Origin of the sequence: Rasiella rasia, assembly GCF_011044175.1 — a bacterium.
GTDB classification, from domain to species: Bacteria; Bacteroidota; Bacteroidia; order Flavobacteriales; family Flavobacteriaceae; genus Marinirhabdus; species Marinirhabdus rasia.
On the sequence record NZ_CP049057.1, the window covers coordinates 1748600 to 1768740 of the forward strand.

Annotated in this window: 19 protein-coding genes; 9 read left to right on the forward strand and 10 right to left on the reverse strand. The window is 37.7% G+C overall.

Features of this window, described 5'->3' with window-relative positions:
* Positions 1 to 64: 64 nt before the first annotated feature.
* Positions 65 to 1042: a glycosyltransferase gene (locus G5B37_RS07955; RefSeq protein WP_318527348.1), complete on the forward strand. Its 978-nt coding sequence runs from the start codon at positions 65 to 67 to the stop codon at positions 1040 to 1042.
* On the opposite strand, the gene G5B37_RS07960 is transcribed toward G5B37_RS07955, so the two are convergent.
* Both G5B37_RS07960 and G5B37_RS07965 read right to left on the reverse strand, forming a co-directional pair.
* Positions 1016 to 1981, reverse strand: a complete 966-nt coding sequence (locus G5B37_RS07960; protein ID WP_404814774.1) for a sensor histidine kinase — start codon at positions 1979 to 1981, stop codon at positions 1016 to 1018. The two genes, G5B37_RS07955 and G5B37_RS07960, sit on opposite strands and share 27 nt — an antisense overlap.
* A gap of 77 nt (positions 1982 to 2058) precedes the next feature.
* Positions 2059 to 2742 (reverse strand): response regulator transcription factor, encoded by a 684-nt coding sequence (locus G5B37_RS07965; protein ID WP_164679512.1) that lies wholly within the window; start codon positions 2740 to 2742, stop codon positions 2059 to 2061.
* A 313-nt stretch (positions 2743 to 3055) separates the two neighbouring features.
* Here G5B37_RS07965 and G5B37_RS07970 point away from each other — a divergent pair, with 313 nt between their 5' ends.
* Genes G5B37_RS07970 through G5B37_RS07985 form a run of 4 tightly spaced genes read left to right on the forward strand, consistent with a single transcriptional unit; the run spans position 3056 to position 6064 of the window.
* The gene (locus G5B37_RS07970) at positions 3056 to 4033 is read left to right on the forward strand and encodes a LuxE/PaaK family acyltransferase (RefSeq protein WP_263649769.1); all 978 of its coding nucleotides are present in this window, start codon (positions 3056 to 3058) and stop codon (positions 4031 to 4033) included.
* Positions 4033 to 5052, forward strand: a complete 1020-nt coding sequence (locus G5B37_RS07975) for a hypothetical protein (protein ID WP_164679513.1) — start codon at positions 4033 to 4035, stop codon at positions 5050 to 5052. The genes G5B37_RS07970 and G5B37_RS07975 overlap by 1 nt, the downstream gene beginning before the upstream one ends.
* 6 nt (positions 5053 to 5058) lie before the next feature.
* Positions 5059 to 5574 (forward strand): DUF350 domain-containing protein, encoded by a 516-nt coding sequence (locus G5B37_RS07980; protein ID WP_164679514.1) that lies wholly within the window; start codon positions 5059 to 5061, stop codon positions 5572 to 5574.
* A 43-nt stretch (positions 5575 to 5617) separates the two neighbouring features.
* Complete coding sequence (locus G5B37_RS07985; protein WP_164679515.1) at positions 5618 to 6064, forward strand: YHS domain-containing (seleno)protein; 447 nt, start codon at positions 5618 to 5620, stop codon at positions 6062 to 6064.
* A gap of 150 nt (positions 6065 to 6214) precedes the next feature.
* On the opposite strand, the gene tyrS is transcribed toward G5B37_RS07985, so the two are convergent.
* Positions 6215 to 7513, reverse strand: a complete 1299-nt coding sequence (gene tyrS, locus G5B37_RS07990) for a tyrosine--tRNA ligase (protein ID WP_164679516.1) — start codon at positions 7511 to 7513, stop codon at positions 6215 to 6217.
* Positions 7514 to 7589: 76 nt separating this feature from the next.
* On the opposite strand from tyrS, the gene G5B37_RS07995 reads away from it, so the two are divergent.
* Positions 7590 to 8600: an NAD-dependent epimerase/dehydratase family protein gene (locus G5B37_RS07995; RefSeq protein ID WP_164679517.1), complete on the forward strand. Its 1011-nt coding sequence runs from the start codon at positions 7590 to 7592 to the stop codon at positions 8598 to 8600.
* Positions 8601 to 8602: 2 nt separating this feature from the next.
* On the opposite strand, the gene G5B37_RS08000 is transcribed toward G5B37_RS07995, so the two are convergent.
* Genes G5B37_RS08000 through G5B37_RS08010 form a run of 3 tightly spaced genes read right to left on the reverse strand, consistent with a single transcriptional unit; the run spans position 8603 to position 11153 of the window.
* Entirely contained in the window at positions 8603 to 9076 is a 474-nt protein-coding gene (locus G5B37_RS08000) for a DUF4296 domain-containing protein (RefSeq protein WP_164679518.1), read from the reverse strand.
* Complete coding sequence (locus tag G5B37_RS08005) at positions 9073 to 10413, reverse strand: dihydroorotase (RefSeq protein ID WP_164679519.1); 1341 nt, start codon at positions 10411 to 10413, stop codon at positions 9073 to 9075. Before G5B37_RS08005 ends, G5B37_RS08000 begins: the two co-directional genes overlap by 4 nt.
* A complete protein-coding gene (locus G5B37_RS08010; protein ID WP_164679520.1) occupies positions 10413 to 11153 on the reverse strand; it encodes a polyprenol monophosphomannose synthase in 741 nt (246 codons plus the stop codon). The genes G5B37_RS08005 and G5B37_RS08010 overlap by 1 nt, the downstream gene beginning before the upstream one ends.
* Positions 11154 to 11257: 104 nt before the next feature.
* Here G5B37_RS08010 and G5B37_RS15275 point away from each other — a divergent pair, with 104 nt between their 5' ends.
* Both G5B37_RS15275 and G5B37_RS08020 read left to right on the forward strand, forming a co-directional pair.
* Positions 11258 to 11908, forward strand: a complete 651-nt coding sequence (locus tag G5B37_RS15275) for a DUF4271 domain-containing protein (RefSeq protein WP_164679521.1) — start codon at positions 11258 to 11260, stop codon at positions 11906 to 11908.
* Positions 11909 to 11934: 26 nt separating this feature from the next.
* A complete protein-coding gene (locus G5B37_RS08020; protein ID WP_164679522.1) occupies positions 11935 to 12687 on the forward strand; it encodes a uroporphyrinogen-III synthase in 753 nt (250 codons plus the stop codon).
* 69 nt (positions 12688 to 12756) lie between these two features.
* Here G5B37_RS08020 and pckA read toward each other — a convergent pair whose 3' ends face one another.
* Both pckA and G5B37_RS08030 read right to left on the reverse strand, forming a co-directional pair.
* Positions 12757 to 14370 (reverse strand): phosphoenolpyruvate carboxykinase (ATP), encoded by a 1614-nt coding sequence (pckA, locus tag G5B37_RS08025; protein WP_164679523.1) that lies wholly within the window; start codon positions 14368 to 14370, stop codon positions 12757 to 12759.
* A 70-nt stretch (positions 14371 to 14440) separates the two neighbouring features.
* Positions 14441 to 14839: a DUF423 domain-containing protein gene (locus G5B37_RS08030; protein WP_164679524.1), complete on the reverse strand. Its 399-nt coding sequence runs from the start codon at positions 14837 to 14839 to the stop codon at positions 14441 to 14443.
* Between the two features lie 69 nt (positions 14840 to 14908).
* Here G5B37_RS08030 and G5B37_RS08035 point away from each other — a divergent pair, with 69 nt between their 5' ends.
* A complete protein-coding gene (locus G5B37_RS08035) occupies positions 14909 to 16279 on the forward strand; it encodes a saccharopine dehydrogenase family protein (RefSeq protein WP_164679525.1) in 1371 nt (456 codons plus the stop codon).
* Here G5B37_RS08035 and G5B37_RS08040 read toward each other — a convergent pair.
* Together G5B37_RS08040 and leuS are read right to left on the reverse strand one after the other, a co-directional pair.
* Positions 16276 to 16965 (reverse strand): zinc metallopeptidase, encoded by a 690-nt coding sequence (locus tag G5B37_RS08040; protein ID WP_164679526.1) that lies wholly within the window; start codon positions 16963 to 16965, stop codon positions 16276 to 16278. The genes G5B37_RS08035 and G5B37_RS08040 overlap by 4 nt on opposite strands.
* A gap of 147 nt (positions 16966 to 17112) precedes the next feature.
* Entirely contained in the window at positions 17113 to 19989 is a 2877-nt protein-coding gene (leuS, locus tag G5B37_RS08045; RefSeq protein WP_164679527.1) for a leucine--tRNA ligase, read from the reverse strand.
* Positions 19990 to 20141: the final 152 nt, after the last annotated feature.

Genomic DNA, 20141 nt, shown 5'->3' on the forward strand with positions numbered 1-20141 from the left:
CTTAGTGGCTCCATTGCATTGGGGATTAGGTCATGCTACCCGGTGCATACCAATAATAAGATCTTTGCTAAAAAACAACTACCATGTACTATTGGCTAGTGATGGTGCGGCACTGCTATTTTTACAGAAGGAGTTTCCTAATTTAGAGAGTATTACCCTTCCTGGATACAATATTACCTACACTAAAAAGGGGAAATGGTTGAAGTGGAAATTACTTCGGAAACTTCCTCACATTAAAAAAACGTTGCAGGCAGAAAAAAAACTGATTGAAAAACTAGTTAACGAGCATCGTATTGATGGTATTATTAGTGACAATCGACTAGGAGTGTACAGTAATAAAATTCCTTCTGTTTTTATAACGCATCAACTTAATGTATTGTCCGGAAGCACATCTATGGTAAGCAGTAAAATGCATCAAAATATTATTGCCAACTACCAAGAGTGTTGGGTGCCCGATGTTGCTGGCCCTATGAATTTAAGTGGTAAGTTAGGTCATTTGCCACATACTACATTACCAATAAAATATATTGGCCCCCTTAGCAGAATGAAACCCCAAACCTTACCAATAATGTACGATGTACTTTGTTTAATTTCTGGCCCCGAACCACAGCGCAGCATACTGGAAGAGAAATTAATAAATGTATTTACGAACTCTAAAAAGAAGGTAGCATTGGTACAAGGTGTCATAGAAGATCAGCCAAGCAAACGAACACACCAAAATATCACGATATTTAACTACCTCGAAACCCAAGGACTCGAAAAATTAATTAATCAGAGTCAACTTGTTGTTTCACGTTCTGGCTATACCACACTAATGGATTTGGCAGTGTTGCAAAAACCTGCCTTCTTTATCCCAACCCCAGGGCAATATGAGCAAGAATATTTAGCTAAAAGATTAAAGGAACAAGGTTCGGTGCCGAGCTGTAAACAAGAAAAATTTACAGAACTAAAGCTTCAGAAGGTGGGAGTATATACTGGGTTGAAAAAATTCGTTTCGCAAGAAGAGTATGGACATTTATTTGGCCTTTTCGAGCGTGAATGAGAATTCTGAACCAATTCCTAATTGACTTTCCACATAAATTTTTTCGTTGTGCGCTTCTACTATGTGTTTAACTATTGAAAGCCCTAACCCGCTACCACCTTCTTTTCTATTTCCACTTTTATCTACTCTAAAGAATCGTTCAAACAACCTAGGTAGATGATCATTTGAAACACCTTCGCCATTATCTGTAATACGAATAATCACTTTATTATGGATAAATTCTTCAATACTTACTTCTGTAGTGCCACCTTCAACACCGTATTTTATAGAGTTAACCAATAGGTTGCTTAACACTTGCTGCAAGCGTTCTCTATCACCCAAAACCATGATATCATTATTGTAAGTCATATCGAATGTAAGTGCAATATTTCTCTTTGCAGCTTTCATTTCAAGCAAATCGAAAACATTTTGAATAAGTTCAATAATATCAAAAGCTTCTTTCTGAAGATTTAAATCGCCTACCTCAAGTTTGGTAATCATGTCTAAATCTTTAATAATATAAATAAGACGTTCTACACCCTTATTTGCTCGTTGCAAATATTTTTTACGAACCGACTTATCTTTCATAGCCCCATCTATAAGGGTTAAAATATAGCCTTGCACCATAAACAATGGTGTTTTTAACTCGTGCGAAATATTTCCCAGAAATTCTCTTCGGTAGTTTTCTCGAATTTTAAGTGATTCTATTTCAAGTTTTTTGTCTTCAGCGAAACGTTCTACTTCTTTACGTAGCGTCTCCATATCTGTGGTAACACGCTTTGGAGAAAAGGTAGCAGCATCTAGTAACTGTACGTCTTCGTATATTTTTACAACTCGTTTGTAGATAAATTTTTGAACCCGATATTGTATGATAAAGAATGAAAGTACGTAGCAGATTGCAGCAAACAAAAATAGATGCCAAAAGTTAAGTATTCCTTCTAGATAAAAAAAAACACCCATTAAGAGTGTTAAAAATAGGGTTAGAAGTGTAGAAGTATACGCTGCAAACTTGTATGTTTTTCTGAAAGGTCCCTGCACTATGTTACAAATTTATACCCCACGCCTTTAACAGTTTTAAATTTTTCATCCCCTAGTTTTTCGCGAAGTTTTCTAATGTGCACATCTATTGTGCGCCCACCAACAACAACTTCGTTACCCCAGACGCGATCTAGAATATCTTCTCGTTTAAAAACTTTTCCAGGCTTTGAAGCTAACAAAGCTAATAATTCAAATTCTTTTCTAGGCAAAATAATTTCTTCCTTTCCAAGAACTACTTTATACTCTTCTCTATTTATTATGAGATTTCCAAGTTTTATCTTGCTGTCTACATCGGTAGATTCTTTAAACCTACGTAACAACGCCTTAACTTTACTCAGCAAAACTTTTGGCTTTACAGGCTTGGTAATATAATCGTCTGCGCCTGCCTCAAAACCTGCAACTTGAGAATAATCTTCTCCTCGAGCCGTAAAAAAAGTAATTATGGTATCCTTTAAATCGGGCATTCCTCTCAGCTTTTCACAAGCTTCAATACCATCCATACCTGGCATCATTACATCTAAAATAATTAAATGTGGCTTTACTTTTTTTGCCTTTTCTAAAGCCGCGATTCCATTTTCTGCGGTGCTAATTTGATACCCCTCAGACGATAAATTATACCCAACAATCTCTAAGATATCTGGCTCATCATCAACGAGTAAAATACGTATGTCTTTCTTTTTCATAAGTAATAAACTAATATACCTGTTAAAGATACTACAAATCGGGTAGGACAATATGATGTCACAGGCATTCTTAACATTTACGTAACACCCCTATCACTCAAAATTAATGAAATATTTACAAATCAATCCTTCTCTAACCTATAACAGCTTAAAAATGTTACGATTGTTAACTTCAGAATTATTTTTTCTTTACGTTGCGTTAAACAAAGACCTTTTCCTTCCTAAGCTGCTACAAAAACTACGCTGAAATTGGTTCTGTACTGGTAATCTAAACCCATTTTATTCCCTATTTTTGATATGCAATTACACAACCTTGAGTTTACCAATAGATTTTACTAGTATTACTTCGGAAAGTGAATTTAAAGCCGCCGCTTTAGAAACCTTCAACTTTCAATATAAAGAAGTTGCCGTATATAGGCGCTTTTGTGATTTGCTAGGTATAAAATCTGAAAATGTTACTACGCTCGAAAGTATACCTTTTTTACCCATTCAGTTTTTTAAGTCTGAAACGGTACGTGCCCAAAACACCACTTCTGAAAAGATCTTTCAAAGCAGCGGTACTACAGGTAGTTCAACCAGTAAACACCATGTTGTTAATCTTAATGTATATGAGACTAGCTTTCTCAATGGTTTTCAGAAATTTTATAGCAACATTCAAGACTATGCAATTCTTGCACTACTCCCCTCGTATTTGGAGCAAGGTAATTCGTCATTGGTATACATGGCAAACCGCTTAATTTTAGAAAGTAAAAACGAGCATAGCGGGTTTTATTTAAATAACCTTTCAGCAATTATAGAAAAAATACAATTGTTAGAATCGCGCGGACAAAAGACCCTCTTATTAGGAGTTTCATATGCGCTTTTGGACTTGATAGACCTTCAGACATTTCAGCTAAAACACACCATCATTATGGAAACTGGTGGAATGAAAGGCAGACGTAAAGAAATGATAAAGCCTGAGCTACACAATATCTTAAAAAAAGGCTTTGGCGTAACTACCATTCACAGTGAATATGGTATGACAGAACTCTTATCACAAGCATATTCTACGGGCAATGGAATGTACAAAACTCCACCATGGATGCGGGTTCTTACTAGAGACACAGAAGATGCGTTGTCTTACGTAACAGAAACAACAGGAGGCATTAATATCATAGACCTTGCAAATGTATACTCGTGCGCATTTATCGCTACTCAAGATTTGGGAAAAGTACACAAGAATGGTACATTTGAAGTGATGGGAAGGTTTGACAATAGCGATATTCGCGGCTGTAATTTAATGGTGTTGTAATGCAAAAGTCAAATAACAAAGGGTGCTTGTGGACATTTCTTGTCATCGTGGTAACAACTCTTGGCTTCGGATTCCTAAAGATTATAGGCTTAGCAACCTTGTTCGCATGTATCATTGCGTTAACGGTTTCGGTTATTGGGGTAAACAAATTACTCGGAAAACCCAGCAAGACATACACCACAACTGCCATAATTTTATGTTTGCTTATGGTGGGTGGATTTCAACTCATCAATTTTCTAATCTCTAAAGACTGGACAGCTATTGAGACCGATACTTTTAACACCTCAGAAAAAATGGTGTTAGGTTCTTTAGTAGAAAACGAAGATACAATTTCGGTATACCAAAGTAATCGAATCTGGAACGATAACTATGGAAACAACTACAATACAACGTTAACAATTAGAGAGCAAGATTATCTTCAGCTATACAAACATCTAGAGAGCTACACTACCAAATCTACTGTCAACTTTTGGGGTAACCTATACGATTATATAGACCGAAAAGACACACCAAAGCTCGATTTAGTTTTAGCAGCATTTTCAGAAATACAAACTACTAACAATCTAAATCAAATGCAATTTGCCGAAATGGTGGTTAGTTGTATTCAGGATATTCCTTATTCTTTTGTATTTGAAGAAGATTGTCTACCACCAGAAAATTACGAGTACAACATTAGAAAAACATTAGAACAATGTCCAGACTGTTGTATAGGCGGCGTAAAATTTGGTGTTCAAAATTCGTTGAGTTTTCTTCAGACATTGAAGGGAGACTGCGACTCTCGTACCGTGCTCATTTATTCTGTTTTAAAACATTTTGGGTATGATGTTGCAATTTTAAATAGCGTCTTCTACCGTCATTCAATACTGGGCATTAACCTGCCCGCTGCTGGAGACTATAAAGCCTATAATGGCAAACGATATGTGCTTTGGGAAACCACTGCAAAATATTTTAAAGCAGGAGAACTTCCTGCCAGTTTTAACGATGTAACCCACTGGAATGTAGTATTAACCAGTAAATAGAAAAATATGAACTCACAACTCTTCACCCTCGCTTTAATTGAAATCATACTGTCCTTGATAGTCTCGGTAGGTATCATTTTTGTCTCCTATAAACTATTGAAGCAATTATTTTTTAAGAACGAAGATGTTCAAGGAGATAACATGGCTTTTACAGTGTTTACTTCTGGTATCATTATGTCTATTGGTCTCATTTTAAGTGAAATTGTCCCTTCAATAACAAACATTATTCGCATTGCTACCACCCAGAACGAGGCCATAGATACCATAACTGTGGTGAAATACTCTTGTTTGTATTTGTTTATTGGATTTGTAGTTGCGTTGTTTATTAACGCTGCCGTCTTTCTCTTATTTTCTATTTTAACGCGTGGAGTGAACGAATTTAAAGCTATCAAAAACCATAATCTTTCCGTAGCCATCCTCGTCGTAGCCATACTTATTAGCATTACCTTAATTGCAAAAGACAGTATTGAATTACTCATTAGTGCTCTTGTGCCTTATCCAGAAGTTTCAAATTTTTTATAGGTTTATGTAAGTTGCATTTTATTCATACGACCTACCTATCGTTATGAAAAAACTTGTTCTAATTATTGCACTATTTGCCTCTGTTATAGCAATAGCTCAAGAGGTAAATACGCAGAAAGGATATGCTGCAGAAGGATATGACGTAGTTGCTTATTTTAATGCAGAGGCTTTAAAAGGAGAAAAGCAATTTACCACTACCCATCAGGGGGTAAAGTACAAATTTGCAACTCAAACAAATCTCAACGCCTTTCTAGAAAATCCGAACAAGTTCACCCCTCAATACGGTGGTTACTGCGCATACGCCGTAGCTACATCTAGCAAAAAAGTTGGTATTAATCCAAAGTCTTTTCAAATTAAAGATGGGAAACTTTATCTCTTTTACGACACAATATTTGCCGATACTTTAGAAAAATGGAATGAAGAGAATCCTGAAGTATTGCAACAAAAAGCCGACACGAACTGGGAGAAAATTGCGATGAAAAAGAATTAAACTTCATAATTGGTTGGTTAGTTTGAAAACCCTCTACAGAGCTTTATTCTGAAGAGGGCTTTCTTTTTTGCTTTGCCTTGAAGCTATCACTTTGAGAGTATCAGACATACTCAATACATGGCCTCTGTAACCAATTTTAATTAGGAATTATCACTTAACAACCAAGATAAAATAATTTCGCTTCCCTCTTTGTAGAAGAACAAATGTATTGTTTATTAAGTCTTCTGAAGTAACAGTAAAACCTTCAGATACTTTTTCTTTATTTACTGAAATAGAATTTTCTTTTAGCGCACGTCTTGCTTCGCCATTACTTTTAAGAAAACCGCTTTTCTCGGCAAGAGCAGCAATAATATCAACACCGTCTTTTATTTCTTCACTCGAAATTTCTGCCTGTGGCACACCATCAAAAACATCTAAAAAGGTCTTTTCATCAAGCGTTTTTAAATCGGCTGAAGTTGACTTTCCAAACAAAATAGCAGAGGCCTTCTCGGCATTTTCAAGTTGTTCTTGTCCGTGAACAGTTCTAGTTACCTCTTCTGCCAAACGTCTTTGTAACGAACGCAAATGGGGAGCCTCTTTGTGTTTAAGTGCTAACTCTGAGATTGTTTCTTTGTCTAAAAAGGTAAAAATCTTAATATATTTTTCGGCATCTTCGTCGCTGCTATTTAACCAATACTGGTAAAATTTGTACGGAGAAGTACGTTCTGCACTAAGCCAAATATTTCCGCCTTCACTCTTTCCAAACTTACTTCCATCACTTTTTGTAATCAAGGGACACGTAAGTGCAAAGCCTTTACCACCACCTATACGACGTATTAGTTCGGTACCTGTAGTAATGTTTCCCCATTGATCGCTTCCGCCCATCTGCAACGTGCAATTCTGATTTTGGTATAGATGCAAGAAGTCGTATCCTTGAACAAGTTGGTATGTAAATTCTGTAAAGCTCATACCATCTGTTCCATCACCTGTGATTCTGTTTTTTACAGAATCTTTCGCCATCATATAATTAATAGTAATATGCTTTCCAACGTCACGAATAAAACCAAGAAAAGAAAACTCCTTCATCCAATCGTAGTTGTTTACCATAACCGCTTCATTCTTCGCTCCAGAGGTGAAGTCTAAAAATTGCGATAACTGTAAACGCACACATTCTTGATTGTGCCGTAAAGTAGGCTCGTCTAGAAGATTTCGCTCGCTCGACTTCCCCGAAGGGTCCCCAATCATTCCTGTTGCCCCACCTACTAAGGCCACTGGTTTATGTCCAGCTCGTTGAAAAAAAGCAAGCAACATAATAGGCACCAAATTTCCAATATGTAAACTATTTGCCGTAGGGTCAAAACCCACGTAGGCACTTCGCATCTGCTCTAAGAGGTGTGCTTCAGTTTCTGGCATTACATCATGCACCATGCCCCGCCATTGCAATTCTTCAACAAAATTCTTCATGCTCATTTTCTAGATTTTCCGCAAAGATAGGCTGCTCTAACTAAACTGAAAAGCATCCCATAAAAAATAGTACTTTCGTGTTATGATTTTAGTTACCGGTGGCACAGGCCTTGTTGGAAGTCATCTTCTGTATCTTCTTATTTCGAGAGGAGCAGATGTACGTGCTATTCATCGAAGTAACAGTGACTTAACTGTAGTTGAAAAGGTGTTTGGATACTATACTGACAACCCGAAGCAACTAGCCAACCAAATCACGTGGTTTGAAGCAGACATTACCAACATTCCTAAATTAACCGAAGCGTTCAAAGATGTAACACACGTATACCACGCCGCGGCATATGTAGACTTTAATCCGAAAAACTATCAGAAACTTAAGAAAGCAAATATTGAAGGTACTGCCAATATTGTTAATTTATGCATCTCGAAATCGGTTAAAAAATTGTGCTACGTTAGCTCGATAGCCACCTTAGGAAATTCTGTTGCTAACGAGACGCTTACCGAAGAAACCTATTGGAATCCAGAGACTCAAAATAGCGTATATGCCATTACAAAATACGGTGCCGAAATGGAGGTATGGCGAGGCACACAAGAAGGATTACAAGCCGTTATCGTAAATCCCGGAGTTATTCTAGGCGAGGGATTATGGTACAAAGGAAGTGGCAGCATTATTAAAAAAGTTGCTCGTAAACTTTCGTATTACACCTCAGGAGGTATTGGTCTCGTAGACGTAAAAGATGTCACACGCGCGATGCTAGAACTCATGGAAAGCACTATAATTAACGAACGCTTTATATTGGTTGCTACCAACAAACGCTATCAAGAATTTCTTACTGAAACGGCAAACAGCCTAAATGTTCCAGCTCCTTCAAAGCCCATTGCTCAATGGAAACTAGTACTTTTTAGTAAAATAGATTGGTTTTTCGCAACCGTTTTTGGTACAAGAAGAAAGCTGCTTCGGGCCTTTGTAACTTCGTTGTACACGTATGAAACTTATGACGGAAGTAAGATTGAAAAAGAATTATCCTTCACATACACCCCTTTTTCTGAAACAATAGCTAGGGTAACAGAAAATTTCAGAAATGACCGTACTTAATACTATTGCTCTTCTTCTGTTACAGGATCTATTAATCCTTGCTTTTCTTTAACGGTATCTAATTCTTCTTTAGTTGAAGTCTTATTAGATTTTATTGAATCTGCTTTCGCTCTTTTTCGAGCATTAATTTCAAGCTTTCGTGCGTTTTCTACTTCCTTTAATTTTTCCAAACGCGCATGTACCTCATTAAAAATCTCATTATAGGTATTAATATCTGCGGTATAATAGGCGTTACTTTTTGCAAATTGAAGGCTATCTACGTTATAGGTAGCAAATAAAAAAGAATCTAACTTAATTCCCTGTTCTCTAATTCGTTTGTTATCTATACTACGAGCAGAGTTACCAAGGTAAATCTCGGTAAGCAAAGCGACCATGGTTTCTTTTGGGATTAAATTATCTGGTTTTTCAGGACGTTTTACTTCCTGGCAGCCCACCAACCACACGCTTAACAGTATAAATAAAATATTCTTTATCATCTTGCAAAGGTTAGACGTTCTCCATGAGTACGTGTTACCATTTTTCCATTTTCATAGGCTAAAACCCCATTTACAAATGTATGTGTTATACGCGAGGTAAATGTTGTGCCTTCAAAAGGTGACCATCCACATTTGTAGGCAATATTTTCTTTAGTAACAGTCCATGGCGCATTAGGATTAATAAGTACTAAATCTGCTTTGTAACCCTCTTTTATAAATCCGCGGTTTTCAATTTCAAACAGGATTGCAGGGTTATGTGCTGTTTTCTGTACAATTTTTTCTACCGAAATACGACCACGGCGATGCATTTCAAACAATGCTTCTATGGCATGCTGAACTAAAGGTCCTCCAGACGGAGCTTTCGTGTATACATTCGATTTTTCTTCTAAGGTATGCGGGGCATGGTCTGTAGCAATGATGTCTATACGGTCGTCATTTAGTGCTTTCCACAATCCTTCTCTATCGGCTTCAGATTTTACTGCTGGGTTCCATTTAATATGAGTTCCCTTTTCAGCATAATCTTCATCGGTAAACCACAAATGATGTACACAAACTTCTGCAGTGATCTTTTTCTTATGAAGCGGAAGCTTATTTTTAAAAAGGTGTGTTTCCTTTTCTGTAGACAAATGAAATACATGCAAGCGAGCTCCTGTTTTCTTAGCTAGTTCTATAGCTTTACTAGATGAAATATAACATGCTTCGGCACTTCTAATCTTAGGATGTTCTGAAATTGGAATATCCTCCCCATACTTTTCAATTGCAGCTGCCATATTCTTTTTAATAGTAGCTTCATCTTCGCAATGTGTAGAAATAAGAAGTTTTGTTTTGCTGAAAATTTCTTCAATGGTCTTTGGGTCATCAACAAGCATATTACCCGTAGAAGATCCTAGGAAAAGTTTTAATCCGGCGACCTTTTTAGGGTCGACCTTTAAAATTTCGTCTATATTATTATTTGTACCTCCAAACATAAACGAATAATTTGCCCAAGAAGTCTGTTTTGCAATAGCAAATTTATCTTCTAGCAGCTCTATTGTTGTGGCCTGAGGCACCGTATTTGGCATCTCTATAAAAGAAGTTATTCCTCCAGCGACGGCAGCGCGAGATTCAGTTTCTATAGTTGCCTTATGGGTTAGCCCTGGCTCTCTAAAATGCACTTGATCGTCTATCATTCCAGGAATTAAATAGTGACCATCTGCATCAATAATTTTGGTGTCGCCAGTTTTAGCGCTAATGGTACTGGCTATTTCAGCAATAACATCATTAAGAATCAACACATCACCTTCTGTGATGGTTCCTTCATTTACAATTCTGGCATTCTTTATTAATATTGGGTGCATTAAATTTCGTTAAAGTTGTTAGATCCAAAAAGACTCTTAAATTTCATTTTCAGAACACCAAAAATAGCTTCTGAAATTATACCGCCACTCATTTTCGACTCCCCTTTTGTTCTGTCGGTAAATATTACGGGGACTTCTACTATTTTAAATTTTGCTAAATATGCTTTAAATTTCATTTCAATTTGAAAAGCGTATCCAACAAACTGAATTTTCTCTAAATTAATTTTTCGCAACACAGTGTGATGGTAGCAGACAAAACCTGCTGTGGTATCGTACACTTTCATACGCGTGATAAAGCGCACATATTTAGATGCCAACCAAGACAATAAAACACGACTCATGGGCCAATTAACCACATTTACACCCTTTATATAACGCGAACCTATAGACATATCGTACCCCCCTTTAACACAAGCGTTGTACAAACGTATTAAATCGTTTGGGTTGTGAGAGAAATCGGCATCCATTTCAAAAATGTACTCATATTCTCTTTCTAATGCCCAGGTAAAGCCATGAATATAGGCCGTACCTAAACCCATTTTACCGCTACGTTCTTCAATAAATAAGCTTTCAGGATATTCCTTCATTAATTCCTTTACCGCAGCAGCAGTGCCATCTGGCGAATTATCGTCTACCACCAACACATCAAAATCCCGTTGTAATGAAAACACATTTCGCAACAATCGCTCTATGTTTTCAATTTCATTATAGGTAGGTATAACTACAAGGGCTTTAGACATGCAATAATTTTAGCGCAAATGTACTTTTTTTTGGGCATATGTTGTTGGTAAAAATTGTAAGTTCAAGCGAGTTTGCCCACTATTTTCTGCTTAATTTTGCGCGTATGGAGTATGCCGTACGCACTTTTGAGAATTTGAATTGGGTAACACTGGTTTTGGTTGGTTGTTTGCTGTGCTATACTTTGGCTAAATATCTATATCCCAAACGCTTTCAAGAATTCACATTACTACCTGTAACCAATAAATACTTTTTATTGCTTGGTAAGGGAGACGAAATACGGCATCCATTCAACATTTTACTCTTTGTGCCTCAGGTAGCGTTGGTGTCTTTATTCATGTTTTTAGTGTTGCGCGCAACCAATCAAAATATAGCGCAACCTAAGCTCCTTTTTTTACAAATTTGCACACTATATGCCGTTTTTGTACTATCTAAGTTTGTTATCGAGAAATTAATTGGGGTAATTTTCAACTTAGAAGGTGTTATAAATAAGTATTTGTACCAAAAACTAAGCTATAGAAACTTACTATCTATCTTACTTTTTGCAGGCAATCTCGTGTTTTTTTATGTCTACGACCCCCCACTCTCAGTACTGTTTGTATTTATAGGCCTTGTGGTACTTTTAAATGGCATTTCCCTTTTCTATAGCTACAAAACAAATAGCCATTTAATTTTTAACCAGTTATTTTATTTTATTGTGTATCTTTGCGCACTTGAAATTTCACCCTATATAATTCTATATAAAGTGTTTGTATAGTATTGAAATATTAAAAATTGCAGCTTATGAAAGTGAAAACTATTTTAGTTTCCCAACCGGAGCCAAAGGTTGAAAATTCTCCTTATTTCGATTTAATCGAAAAGCAAAAAGTTAAAATAGATTTCAGACCATTTATTCACGTAGAAGGTGTGTCTGGAAAAGATGTTAGAACCCAAAAAGTAGATCTTGGTGATTTTACGGCTGTTATTCTAACAAGTAGAAATGCCGTAGATCATTACTTTAGAATTGCCGAAGAAATGCGTTTTAAAGTACCAGATTCTATGAAATATTTCTGCCAGAGTGAGGCAGTTGCTTATTACCTTCAAAAATATGTTGTGTATCGAAAGCGGAAAATTTATGTAGGTAAGCGTACCTTTACAGAGCTTTCTCCACTCATCAAAAAATATAAGACAGAGAAATTTTTATTACCGTCTTCAGACAAGCTTAAGCCAGAAGTTCCTAGCGTCTTAAACGACTTAAAGGTAAATTGGAAACAAGCTACTTTTTACAAAACGGTGGTAAGTGACCTATCAGATCTAAAAAATGTATTTTATGACATCTTAGTCTTTTTTAGTCCGAGTGGAATTGTTTCACTTCTAGAGAATTTCCCAGATTTCGAACAAAACGACACACGAATTGCTGTATTTGGAAACACAACAGTTAAGGCTGCTGCCGAAAATGGTTTACGTGTAGATATTCAAGCGCCAACTCCAGAGACACCGTCAATGAGCATGGCACTAGAGAAGTATATTAAAGAAGCAAACAAAGGAAATAAATAGCACGCTGCTATGATTACAAACAAAAAAAGGATCGCAAATTGCGATCCTTTTTTTGTTCTGAATATTTTTCTACAAGCCTCCTAACGGACCTCCAGACATTATTTCTTCACTTGCAAATTCTTCAAACTGTTTAAAGTTATTTCTAAATGAGCTCGCTAATTTATGCGCTGTCTTGTAATAACCTTCATCATTATTCCATGTAGACCTAGGACTTAAAACTTCTGTAGGAACATTTGGACAAACTCTTGGCTGTTGTACGCCAAATACTGAATGAATATGGTAGTTATCTTTATTTGCTTCTTCTAACGACCCATCCATAGCCGCGGTTATCATAGCACGTGTATATTTTAACTTCATTCTGCTACCCACACCGTAAGGACCTCCAGTCCAACCAGTATTAACCAACCAAACATTCACCCCTGCTTCCTGCATTTTTTTACTTAGCATTTCGGCATATTTTGTTGGGTGCAACGGCATAAACGGAGCTCCAAAACAAGCAGAAAAACTTGGAACAGGCTCATCAATTCCAGCTTCTGTACCTGCAACCTTTGCAGTGTACCCACTAATAAAATGGTACGCCGCTTGTCCAGGTGTTAGTTTTGCAATTGGAGGTAACACACCAAAAGCATCTGCTGTTAAAAAGAAAATATTCTTAGGATTACGCCCTATAGAAGGCTCTTGAATATTGTCAATATGATAAATCGGGTAACTTACTCGTGTATTTGGCGTAATAGAAGTATCTCCAAAATCTACAGCGCCGTTGGCATCCATAACTACATTTTCAAGAATTGCTCCTGGCTTAATGGCATTATAGATATCTGGCTCATTTTCTTGAGATAGATTAATCACCTTTGCATAGCAACCACCTTCAAAATTGAAAACGGTATTCTCTGCCGTCCATCCATGTTCATCATCTCCAATCAATTTACGTGTTGGATCTGCAGATAAGGTGGTTTTTCCTGTTCCAGACAACCCAAAGAAGATTGCGGTTTCACCATTATCACCTACATTGGCTGAACAATGCATTGGCATCGTATTTTTATCTACGGGCAAAATAAAATTCAACGCAGAAAATATTCCTTTTTTGATTTCACCTGTATAACCAGTTCCACCAATTAGAGCAATTTTCTTTGTAAAATTTAAAATAGCAAAGTTGTGCTGGCGTGTGCCATCAACTTCAGGATCTGCCATAAAACCTGGTGCATTTACAATAAGCCATTCTGGATCAAATCCGTTAAGCTCTTGTTCTGTTGGACGTAGAAACATGTTGTATGCAAACATGTTACTCCAAGGGTATTCGTTTATTACACGAATGTTTAAGCGATAACTATCGTCTGCACATGCATAACTATCGCGGGCATAAATTTCTTTTTCCGAAAGATAATTAGTCACTTTATCATACAAAGCATCAAATTTATCTGCTGGAAAAGGAATGTTGATGTTTCCCCACCACACCTTATCACGAGTGATGTCATCCTCTACTATAAATCTATCTTTAGGAGAACGTCCGGTAAACTCACCAGTGTTAACAGCAAGGGCACCGCTATCAGCTTCTGTGCCTTGTCCCTTTCTTAAAGTTTCATTATGTAAATCGGTTGCGGGTAATTGGTAGTGAACGTTTGCATTCTTAATTCCGTATTGTTCTAACGAAATCGTTTTAGTAGCTTGGTTTTTGTCGACCATAACTTGTTTTAATTGTTGTGACTGCAAAAATAAGAAAACTGAAATAGAAAGTGTCTTTAAAAAATAGTAATTATCCCCTATTAAATGTTAATAACCCATAAGCTAACCGTACCCACCCAAGAATAAACAGGAATCCACCTACCGGAGTTACTGGACCTAAAAATGAAACAGAGAATGGAAGTTGCTCTTTTAATGCAAGCATATAGATAGAGCCCGAGAATAATAGTATTCCGAAGCAAAAAAAGCGAAACACCCACTTCTTCGTTGTCGGGGGTACCTTTTCAGCAAAACCAACTAAAAGCAATGCCAAAACATGACACATTTGATAGCGCACCCCTGTTTCAAAAGTAGCCAAGGCATCTGCTGTAACTAACTGTTTTAAACCATGAGCCCCAAAGGCACCAATAGCAATTGTTACAGCTGCCAAAACAGCCGATGTTACCACAATATTTTTACTTAATTTATCCATAAATGTGTCTTACAATTCTTAAATTCGCTAGCTCTAAATTGTCTCACAAAGATAACCAAAACCCTTCTCATGCGTAACATATTAATTATAGGTGCAGGACGCTCTGCTACGAGTCTGATTAAGTATTTATTAGACAAATCTGAAAGCGAAGACCTCTTTTTAACCATTGGCGATCTCAACATTCAGCATGCACAAAAGTTTACCAGCGGGCATCCAAATGGCAGGGGCATCCTGCTAGATGTTTTCAATCAGGCACAGCGTAGAGAAGCAGTTGAAAACGCAGACATTGTTATCTCTATGCTCCCAGCAAGATATCATATGGAAGTAGCCAACGATTGTTTAGAGTTTGGCAAACACTTGGTGACCGCATCATATATAAGTAATGATATGCAATTGCTAGACCCTAAGGTTAAAGCCAAAGGACTCATATTTATGAATGAAATCGGCCTTGATCCTGGTATCGATCATATGAGCGCTATGCAGGTGATAGATCGTATTCGTGATAAAGGGGGAGAAATGTTACTTTTTGAAAGCTTTACAGGTGGTTTGGTTGCTCCAGAAAGTGACGACAATCTTTGGCACTATAAATTCACCTGGAACCCAAGAAATGTAGTGGTTGCCGGACAAGGTGGCGCTGCAGAGTTTATTCAAGAAGGCACTTATAAGTATATACCATATCACCGTCTTTTTAGACGTACAGAATTTTTAGACATTGAAGGTCATGGACGGTTTGAAGCCTATGCCAACAGAAATTCTTTAAAGTACCGTAGTGTATATGGCTTAGAAGACGTACTTACCCTGTATCGCGGAACTATCCGTCGTGTAGGATTTAGCAAAGCTTGGAATATGTTTGTGCATTTAGGCATGACAGATGATAGTTATACAATTCCAGATTCTGAAAATTTAAGCTATAGAGATTTTGTAAATTTATTTCTACCCTATTCTCCAACAGATTCAGTAGAGCTAAAACTTCGTTACAGTCTTAAGATAGATCAAGATGATTTAATGTGGGGGAAACTTTTGGAGTTAGATATTTTCAATACTGAAAAGAAGATTGGAATTAAAGATGCGACACCTGCAAAAGCACTTCAGAAAATTCTAGAAGATAAATGGACCCTGCAGCCGGAAGACAAAGACATGATTGTAATGTATCACAAATTTGGTTATCAACTCAACGGCAAAAAGCACCAAATAGACAGCAGCATGGTTATAAAAGGTGATGACCAAACCTATACAGCTATGGCAAAAACAGTGGGGCTGCCCGTTGCAATTGCCACCCTCAAAATTTTAAATGGTGAGATTACTAATCCTGGGGTACAATTACCCATAAAAAAAGAAGTCTACGAACCCATTTTAAAAGAGCTCGAAGACTTCGGTGTAGTGTTTGTTGAAAAAGACGTACCCTACATGGGATACAACCCTAACAATGTTGTTGGCTAACGTCTACCTAAAAATAGTGATATAAAATACAGCAGTGTGGCCAATGAGCCCAATGCAGCCACCAAATAGGTTCTAGCCGCCCATTTAAGCGCGTCTTTAGACCCTGCGTATTCATCTGGAGTCACCATGTTTTTGTCTTTTAACCACGCCAGCGCACGGTTACTCGCATCGTACTCTACGGGTAATGTAATAAACGAAAAGGCCGTTGTCATAGCAAACAACCCAATACCTATTAAGAACACCCAATTTCCTAGCGCCATTCCTGCAAAAGAAAGTCCTAGACCCGCCATAATCACAAAATTCGAGAGTTTACTAGAAATGCCAACAGCAGGCACAATAGCAGAACGCATTTTTAACCAGCTATAGGCTGTGGCGTGTTGTACGGCATGTCCAACTTCGTGAGCTGCTACAGCTGCAGCAGCCGCGTTACGCTGCATATACACCGCTTCACTTAAATTTACAGTTTTCTTTTGCGGATTGTAATGGTCTGTTAACTGTCCTGCTACAGATATCACCTCAACATCGGTGATACCATTATCTGCCAGCATCTTTTCGGCAATCTCTTTACCGCTCATTCCATTTTGCAAGTGAATCTTCGAATATTTCTTAAACTTGCTCTTCAATTTATTGCTCACATACATGCTTACCAAAAAAATGGCGCCCGCGAGTATATAGTATCCAATCATAATTTTTAATTTTTTCTGAAATGCCCTAACACTTCTCTTATTATTTACTTTTATAAATATAGCAAATACTATGCTCGTTTTTTCTTACCAGATAATTTTCAAGAAATATTAACATCAATGGCTCGATCTATAAAAGAGGCGTACCCGTTACCCTACAATATTCACGATCTTTCCGGGAACAATAATCACTTTTTTAGGTGTTCTTCCTTCTAGATAAAATTGTGTTTTCTCGTGTGCCATTACGGCAGCCTCGATAGCATCCTTGCTCATTTCTAATGGCAACTCCATGGTAAAACGCATCTTGCCATTAAAAGAAATAGGGTAATTCTTTGCACTTTCTACTAAATGTTTTTCTTCAAACTTCGGAAAAGCGGCTTCAGAAATACTTTGGTTATGCCCTAGCAAGCTCCATAGCTCTTCTGCTATATGCGGAGCATAGGGTGATATTACTATAAGCAACGGTTCTAAAACCTCTTTAGAAGTACATTTTTGAGCCCCCAACTCGTTCACGGCAATCATAAAGGTTGAAACTGAAGTATTAAAACTGAAGTTCTCTATGTCTGCTGCTACCTTTTTTATGGTTTTGTGCAATGTCTTTAAACTATCTTTAGACGCAGTTGTTTCTGAAACCAAAAACGAACCATTGTCTCCCGTATGGTACAATTTCCATAGCTTTTTTAAGAAGCTATGCACACCCGTAATACCTGCCATACTCCAAGGTTTAGCTTGCTCTAACGGGCCTAAGAACATTTCGTATAAACGCAAGGTATCTGCGCCATAATCTTTACAAATATCGTCTGGGCTTACCACATTGTATTTAGACTTCGACATTTTTTCGACCTCACGGGAGACTTTAAATGTACCGTCTTCTTCTGTTATGAATGTAGCATCTTTAAACTCTTCGCGCCAATTTTTAAAGGCTTCGATATCTAGTTCGTTAGAGATGTTAATCATAGCTACGTCTGCGTGTATTGGCTGCGTATCGTACTCTGAGGCTAAGGAAGAAGTAACAAACTTATTTTCACCTGCAACACGATGCACAAAAGCACTCTCCCCTAAAATCATTCCTTGGTTAATGAGTTTTTTAAACGGCTCTTCTACTTTTAAATGCCCTAAATCGTATAATGCTTTTACCCAAAAACGACTATATAACAAATGGCCCGTAGCATGTTCGCTACCGCCTAAGTACAAATCTACGTTCTCCCAATATTGCATCGCCTCATCGCTTGCCAAGGCTTCTGTATTGCTCGGGTCCATATATCTAAACATATAGCAGCTGCTTCCTGCCCAACCAGGCATGGTATTGAGCTCTAAAGGGAATACTGTTTTGTTATCAATTTGGCTATTAGCAACTACATGATTATGCTTAGTATCCCACGCCCATATTTCTGCCCGACCCAGCGGCGGTTTACCGTCTTCGGTTGGAAGGTATTCGTCTATTTCTGGCAATGTTAAAGGCAAATGCGCTGCGGCTATCATTTGTGGCAAACCATTTTCGTAATATACTGGAAATGGTTCTCCCCAATAACGTTGGCGACTAAACACTGCATCTCGCAAGCGATAGTTAATTTTTCCCGTTCCTGCCCCAAGTTCTTCCAACTTATAAATAGCTGTTTTGGTCGCCTTCTTATAGTTTAAGCCGTTTAAAAAGTCGCTGTTAGCAATCTTCGTGTTTTCTTTATCTGAGAAGGCTTCTTCGGAAATATCTACCCCTTCAAAAATATTAGGAATAGGAATATTGAAATGCTTGGCAAAATCGTAATCACGTTGGTCACCGCAGGGAACCGACATCACCGCTCCAGTTCCGTAGCCCGCCAAGACATAATCACCAATCCAAATAGGTATAGGTTCTTTAGTAAAAGGATGTTCGGCGTAGGCTCCCGTAAAAGCACCGCTAATAGTTTTTACATCAGCCATACGCTCACGTTCGCTTCGCTTTGCTGTGGCTTCAACATAGGCAGCTACTTCTGCTTTTTGAGCGTCTGTAGTAATTTTAGAAACCAGTTCATGCTCTGGCGCCAGCGTCATAAAGCTTACACCAAAAATCGTATCTGGGCGTGTAGTAAAAACAGGAATCGTGTGCGATTTCTCAGCGCTGTGCTCCTTCGAGATGACATTAAACGTAACTGTTGCGCCTTCGCTTCTACCAATCCAATTGGTTTGAGAATCTTTTAAAGGTTGTGGCCAGTCTATTGTATCTAACCCATCTAAAAGTCTTTGTGAATATGCCGTTATACGCATACTCCATTGCTTCATTTTTTTACGAATTACAGGATGACCACCACGTTCAGACACTCCGTTTACCACTTCATCATTAGCAAGTACTGTTCCCAGTGCAGGACACCAGTTTACCTCTGTTTCGGCTAAATAGGTAAGGCGGTATTGCAATAGAATTTGTTGTTGTTGTTCTGCTGTGTACTGTTGCCAATTTTCCGCAGAAAAAACAGCAATACCATCATCACAAGCTGCATTTACCTCAGCATTACCTTCCGAAGAAAAAACCGTTATTAAGTCTGAAATAGGCCTTGCTTTCTTTGCATCAAAATCGTACCACGCATGAAACAATTGTATAAAAATCCATTGTGTCCATTTATAGTAAGAAGGGTCTGATGTACGCACTTCTCGGCTCCAATCGAAACTGAAACCTATTTGGTCCATTTGTTTTCTATACCCTGCAATTTTATGGCCTTGTTTATCTACTCCACCTTCAATATTTACTTGGGTGGTATTGGCAGGATGCTGTCCGGTTTGTATGGCATACTGTTCTGCAGGCAACCCAAAACTATCGTACCCCATTGGGTGCAATACATTAAAACCTTGATGACGCTTAAATCTGGCGTACACATCGCTGGCAATATACCCTAATGGGTGACCTACGTGTAGTCCTGCTCCCGACGGATAAGGAAACATGTCTAAGACATAATATTTTGGCTTGTTACTATGATTTACGGCCTTAAATGTTTGGTTTTCTGCCCAGTACTTTTGCCATTTGGCTTCAATATCGTTAAAATGATAGTTGCTCATTGCTTGTGTTTCGGTATATGAAAGGGCAAATTTACGGCTATTGTACGAAAGAGGAAAGATTGAACGTTAGTAAAATACAGAGACGTTGAACACTGCAAACAAACCGTTTGAACACGCATAATTGTTCTACTAGGTTTCTCTGCACGTTTAGA

Coding starts and splice junctions, on each gene's coding strand:
- G5B37_RS08000 (WP_164679518.1), bottom strand. CDS start 9,076: ATGATAAAGAATATTTTATTTATACTGTTAAGCGTGTGGTTGGTGGGC.
- G5B37_RS07980 (WP_164679514.1), top strand. CDS start 5,059: ATGAACTCACAACTCTTCACCCTCGCTTTAATTGAAATCATACTGTCC.
- G5B37_RS07995 (WP_164679517.1), top strand. CDS start 7,590: ATGATTTTAGTTACCGGTGGCACAGGCCTTGTTGGAAGTCATCTTCTG.
- G5B37_RS08030 (WP_164679524.1), bottom strand. CDS start 14,839: ATGGATAAATTAAGTAAAAATATTGTGGTAACATCGGCTGTTTTGGCA.
- tyrS (WP_164679516.1), bottom strand. CDS start 7,513: ATGAGCATGAAGAATTTTGTTGAAGAATTGCAATGGCGGGGCATGGTG.
- G5B37_RS07985 (WP_164679515.1), top strand. CDS start 5,618: ATGAAAAAACTTGTTCTAATTATTGCACTATTTGCCTCTGTTATAGCA.
- G5B37_RS08020 (WP_164679522.1), top strand. CDS start 11,935: ATGAAAGTGAAAACTATTTTAGTTTCCCAACCGGAGCCAAAGGTTGAA.
- G5B37_RS08040 (WP_164679526.1), bottom strand. CDS start 16,965: ATGATTGGATACTATATACTCGCGGGCGCCATTTTTTTGGTAAGCATG.
- G5B37_RS08035 (WP_164679525.1), top strand. CDS start 14,909: ATGCGTAACATATTAATTATAGGTGCAGGACGCTCTGCTACGAGTCTG.
- G5B37_RS08010 (WP_164679520.1), bottom strand. CDS start 11,153: ATGTCTAAAGCCCTTGTAGTTATACCTACCTATAATGAAATTGAAAAC.
- G5B37_RS07975 (WP_164679513.1), top strand. CDS start 4,033: ATGCAAAAGTCAAATAACAAAGGGTGCTTGTGGACATTTCTTGTCATC.
- G5B37_RS07965 (WP_164679512.1), bottom strand. CDS start 2,742: ATGAAAAAGAAAGACATACGTATTTTACTCGTTGATGATGAGCCAGAT.
- G5B37_RS15275 (WP_164679521.1), top strand. CDS start 11,258: ATGGAGTATGCCGTACGCACTTTTGAGAATTTGAATTGGGTAACACTG.
- G5B37_RS07960 (WP_404814774.1), bottom strand. CDS start 1,981: ATGGGTGTTTTTTTTTATCTAGAAGGAATACTTAACTTTTGGCATCTA.
- G5B37_RS08005 (WP_164679519.1), bottom strand. CDS start 10,413: ATGCACCCAATATTAATAAAGAATGCCAGAATTGTAAATGAAGGAACC.
- leuS (WP_164679527.1), bottom strand. CDS start 19,989: ATGAGCAACTATCATTTTAACGATATTGAAGCCAAATGGCAAAAGTAC.
- pckA (WP_164679523.1), bottom strand. CDS start 14,370: ATGGTCGACAAAAACCAAGCTACTAAAACGATTTCGTTAGAACAATAC.